The 5,277-nt window shown below is 72.1% G+C and carries 1 protein-coding gene; it reads right to left on the reverse strand.

All coding sequences use genetic code 11. The features are described 5' to 3' along the window. Nucleotides 1–5,277: type I polyketide synthase (locus ABTZ94_RS36065; protein ID WP_351207437.1), on the reverse strand; the 5,277-nt coding region annotated here is incomplete at both ends.

The raw sequence follows: 5,277 nt of genomic DNA on the forward strand, positions 1-5,277 counted from the left end.
GACGAGCACGCCGTGTCGACCGTGACCGCCGGACCCTCCAGACCCAACGCGTAGGAAACCCGGCCCGACATCACACTGGCCGCGTTGCCCGTACCCATGAAACCGTCGCCGCCGTCGGACGAGTTGAGGACCAGGGACATGTAGTCCTGGCCGTTGGTGCCGGCAAAGACGCCGACCTGCTCACCGCGCATCGTGGCCGGGTCGATACCCGCCCGCTCGAACGCCTCCCACGATGTCTCCAGCAGCAACCGCTGCTGCGGGTCCATCGCGACAGCCTCACGCGGCGAGATGCCGAAGAAGGCCGCGTCGAAGGCGCCGGCGTCCGCCAGGAAGCCGCCCTCACGGACATAGCTGGTGTTCTCGCCGCCCGACTCCGGGTCGTACAGCCCCTCGATGTCCCAGCCGCGGTCGGCCGGGAAGCCGGAGACCGCGTCCCGTCCGGAGACCAGCAGCTGCCACAGCTCCTCGGGCGTCCGAACGCCGCTGGGGAAGCGGCAGCTCATCGCGACGATCGCGATCGGGTCGTCGACCACGGCCGCCACGGGGGCCGCCGGACCGGCGACGGCCGCGCTCTCCTTGCCCAGGACCTCGGTCCTCAGATAGTCGGCGAGCGCCGTCGACGACGGGTAGTCGTAGACCAGTGTGGGCGGCAGCCGCAGCCCGGTCACGGAGTTCAGCCGGTTGCGCAGCTCGATGGCGGTCAGCGAGTCGAAGCCGAGTTCCCGGAAGGCCCGGTCGGACTCGACCGCCTCCGCGTCGGCGTGGCCGAGCACGTCCGCCACCGCGGCGCGCACCAGATCCAGCAGTGCCCGCTCGGCTTCGGCCACCGACAGTCCCGCCAGCCGCTGGGCCAGTGAGGAGTCGGCGTCGGCAGTCGTCACACCGGACGTCTGCGCGGCCTCGGCCTCCAGCGCCGCGCGCGCCTCGGGCAGTTCCAGCAGCAGGGCGCTCGGCCGCGAGGCGGTGAAGCCCGGCGTGAGCCGCGCCCAGTCGATGTCCGCGATGGTCACCGCGGTCTCGTCCAGGTCCAGCGCCCGCTGCAACGCGGCGATCGCCAGCCCGGCGTCCATCGGCGGCACGCCCGCACGGCGCATGCGCTGCTCCAGCGCCTCGTCGGCGGCCATGCCGCCCTCGGCCCACGGGCCCCAGGCGACCGAGGTCGCCGGCAGCCCCTCGGCACGTCGCAGCTCGGCCAGCGCGTCCAGGAAGGCGTTCGCGGCGGCGTAGTTGCCCTGCCCGGCGGCACCCATGGATCCGGCGATCGAGGAGAAGAGCACGAACGCGGAGAGGTCCAGCTCACGCGTCAGCTCGTGCAGACCGGCCGCCGCGTCCGCCTTCGCGCGCAGGACGTTCCGGATGCGCTCGGGGGTGAGCGCGTCCAGCACACCGTCGTCCAGCACACCGGCCGCGTGGACCACAGCCGTCAGCGGAAGCTCCGCCGGCAGCCCGGCCAGCAGCCCGGCCAGGGCGTCGCGGTCGGCCACATCGCAGGCCGCGACGGTGATCCGGGCCCCGAGCCCGGTGAGTTCTTCACACAGCTCGGCCGCGCCCGGCGCGTCCAGGCCACGACGGCTGGTCAGGACGAGGTGCTCGGCGCCCTGGCCCACCAGCCAGCGCGCGACCTGCGCACCCAGTGCGCCCGTGCCGCCGGTGACCAGAACGGTCCCGGCCCCCGGCTGCCAGGTGTGCCCGGCCTTCGTCGGCGCCGCGCCGCGGATCAACCGACGTCCGAAGACGCCGGAGGAACGGACCGCGACCTGGTCCTCGCCACCACGGCCGGACAGCACCCCGGCCAGCCGCGCCAGCGCCCGGTCATCCGCCGATTCCGGTAGATCGACCAGACCACCCCACCGCTCCGGATGCTCCAGCGCGGCGACCCGGCCCAGACCCCAGGTCTGCGCCTGCCACGGGTCGACGGCCTTGTCCGACCGGCCGACCGACACGGCACCGCGCGTGGCGACCCACAGCTGGGCGTCGACGCCCGCGTCGCCCAGCGCCTGCGTCAGGGCGGCCGTCAGCAGCAGCCCCGCGGCACCCTCGACGGCCAGCAGCGAGAACACACCCGCCACCGCGCCGTCGCCGGCCACCGCACGCAGCCGCCCGGCCATCGCCGCGCGGTCGTCCTCGGCGCCGAGCTCGATGACCTCGGCCTCGGCACCGCGTGCCGACAACGCCCGTACGACGCCTTCGGCCCACGCCTCGTCGGCCTGGCGTCCGGAGGTGACAACCAGCCAGCGACCGCTCGGCGCGCCCTCCGCACGGAGGGTCACCGGCTTCCAGGACACCTGGTAGCGCCAGGCATCGACGGTCGACTGCTCGGTCTGCCGGCGCCGCCACGAGGACAGCATGGGCAGGACGGTGCCCAGCGAGGAGAGCTCGTCGGCGTTCGCGGAGTGCAACGTGCCCGCGAGAGCCTCCAGGTCCTCCCGCTCCACGGCCTCCCAGAACGGCGCGGCCACCGCGTCGGCGGTCAGCGCACCGCCCCGGGCCTGCTTCTCCGGGTTCTCCACCCAGTAGCGCTGCCGCTGGAACGCGTACGTCGGCAGGTCCACCCGCCGCGCACCCGTCTCCGCGAAATACGCCTGCCAGTCCAGGGCGAAGCCCTGGGCATACAGCGCCGCCAGCGCACCGGCCAACGACTCCGTCTCGGCACGCCCCTTGCGCAGCGCGGAGACGAACACCGCGGGGTCACCGGTAACGCATTCCTGTGCCATCGCGGTGAGTACACCGTCTGGGCCGAGCTCGACGAACGTGGTGACGCCTTCGGCCTCCAGCGTGCGGATGCCGTCGAGGAAGCGGACGGCGTCGCGGACGTGCCGCACCCAGAAGTCCGCAGTCGTGATCTCGTCGGCGGATACCAGCGCACCGGTCAGGTTGGACACGATCGGAATGCGCGGGGCCTCGTACGACAGTGTCTCCGCGACCTCGCGGAACGCCTCCAACATGCCATCCATGCGGGGTGAGTGAAACGCATGACTGACCGTCAGGCGCTTTGTCTTACGGCCCTGTCGTTCGAAGGTCGCGGCGATCGCGACGGCCGCGTCCTCGTCACCCGCGATCACCACAGACGTCGGGCCGTTGAGCGCGGCAATGCTCACACCCTCGGTCAACAACGGCACAACCTCGTCCTCCGACGCCTGCACCGCGAACATCGCGCCACCCGCCGGAAGCTCCTGCATCAACCGACCACGAGCCACCACCAACTTCGAGGCGTCAGAGAGGGACAGCACACCCGCCACATGCGCGGCGGCCAACTCACCGATCGAATGACCCGACAAGAAGTCAGGACGCAGCCCCCACGCCTCGACCAGACGGAACAGCGCCACCTCGACCGCGAACAACGCAGGCTGGGTGAAGCCCGTCCGGCCGAGCAGCTCGACGTCGTCACCGAACAGCACACCCTTCAGCGGACGGTCCATGTGCCGGTCCAGCTCAGCACACACCGCGTCCAGCGCCTTGGCGAACACCGGGAACGTCTCATACAACTCACGGCCCATACCGAGCCGCTGACTCCCCTGCCCCGTAAACAGGAAGGCGGTCTTGCCCCCGGTGGCTGTGCCCGTGGTGAGGCCCGCGGCGGTGGTGCCATGTGCCAGGGCGTCCAGGCAGTTACGGAAACCGGCGTGGTCGTCGGCGACGACCACCGCACGGCGCTCCAGCGCCATGCGGCCGACCGCCAGCGAGTAGGCCACATCGGTGGCGTCGAGCCCGGTGTTCGCGGCGAGGTGGGCAAGGAGCCGCTCGGCTTGGCCGCGCAGGGCGGCCTCGGACTTGCCCGACAGCACCCACGGCACCGACAGCGGCTTCGCCACCGGAGCACCGGTGGGCTTCGCGGGAACCGGCTCGGGTGCCTGCTCCAGGATGGTGTGGGCGTTGGTGCCGCTCACACCGAAGGAGGACACCGCCGCACGGCGCACCCGGCCGGTCTCGGGCCAGGCCCGCGTCTCGGTCAGCAGCTCGATGTCGCCGGCCGCCCAGTCGACGTGGGAGGTGGGCTCGTCGATGTGCAGGGACTGCGGCAGCATCCCGTGGTGCATCGCCATGACCATCTTGATGATGCCGCCGACACCGGCCGCCGCCTGCGTGTGGCCAATGTTGGACTTCAGGGAGCCGAGCCACAGCGGCAGGCCCTCCAGCCGCTCCTGACCGTAGGTCGCCAGCAGCGCCTGCGCCTCGATCGGGTCACCGAGGGTGGTGCCGGTGCCATGCGCCTCCACGACGTCGACTTCTGCGGCGGAGACACCCGCGTTGACGAGCGCTGCCCGGATGACGCGCTGCTGGGACGGGCCGTTGGGCGCCGTCAGACCGTTGCTCGCACCGTCCTGGTTCACCGCGCTGCCGCGCACCACGGCGAGCACCTTGTGACCGTTCTTCCGGGCGTCGGAGAGCCGCTCCACGAGGAGCATGCCCGCGCCCTCGGACCAGCCGGTGCCGTCCGCCGCCGCGGCGAAGGACTTGCAGCGGCCGTCCGTCGACAGGCCCTGCTGGCGGCTGAAGTCGATGAAGGTGTCCGGGGTGGCCATGACGGTCACACCGCCGGCCAGCGCCATCGAGCACTCACCGTTGCGCAGCGCCTGCGCGGCCAAGTGCAGCGCCACCAGCGACGACGAGCACGCCGTGTCGACGGTGACCGCCGGACCCTCCAGCCCGAAGGTGTACGACACCCGGCCGGAGGCAACGCTGCCCGCGGCGCCGGTGCCCAGGTAGCCCTCCAGGTCCTCCGGGACGGCCGTGAGCCGCGTGAGGTAGTCGTGGTACATGACGCCCGCGAACACACCGGTCTTGCTGCCGCGTACCGACGCCGGGTCGATCCCGGCGCGTTCGAACGCTTCCCAGGCGGTCTCCAGCAGCAACCGCTGCTGCGGGTCCATGGCGAGGGCCTCGCGCGGGTTGATACCGAAGAAGTCCGGGTCGAACTCGGCGGCGTCGTGCAGGAAGCCGCCCTCGATGGTGGAGCTGGTGCCCGACTGCCCGGGGTTGTCGCCGTGCAGCCCGTCCAGGTCCCAGCCGCGGTCGGCCGGGAAGCCGGAGATCGCGTCCACCGAACCCAGGACGAGCTGCCACAGCTCCTCGGGGCTGGTGACACCGCCCGGGTAGCGGCAGCTCATGCCGACGATGGCGATCGGCTCGTCTTCGGCCACGGCGACGGGTGTCGCCGGGACCGCGGTCACGACCTCCTCGCCTACCAGCTCGGTCCGCAGGTGGCGGGCGAGGACGCTCGGGTCCGGATAGTCGAAGACGAGAGTGGCGGGCAGCCGCAGCCCCGTCACCGCGTTC

The sequence above is a fragment of the Streptomyces sp. NPDC002785 genome (genome assembly GCF_040295565.1).
GTDB lineage: Bacteria > Actinomycetota > Actinomycetes > Streptomycetales > Streptomycetaceae > Streptomyces.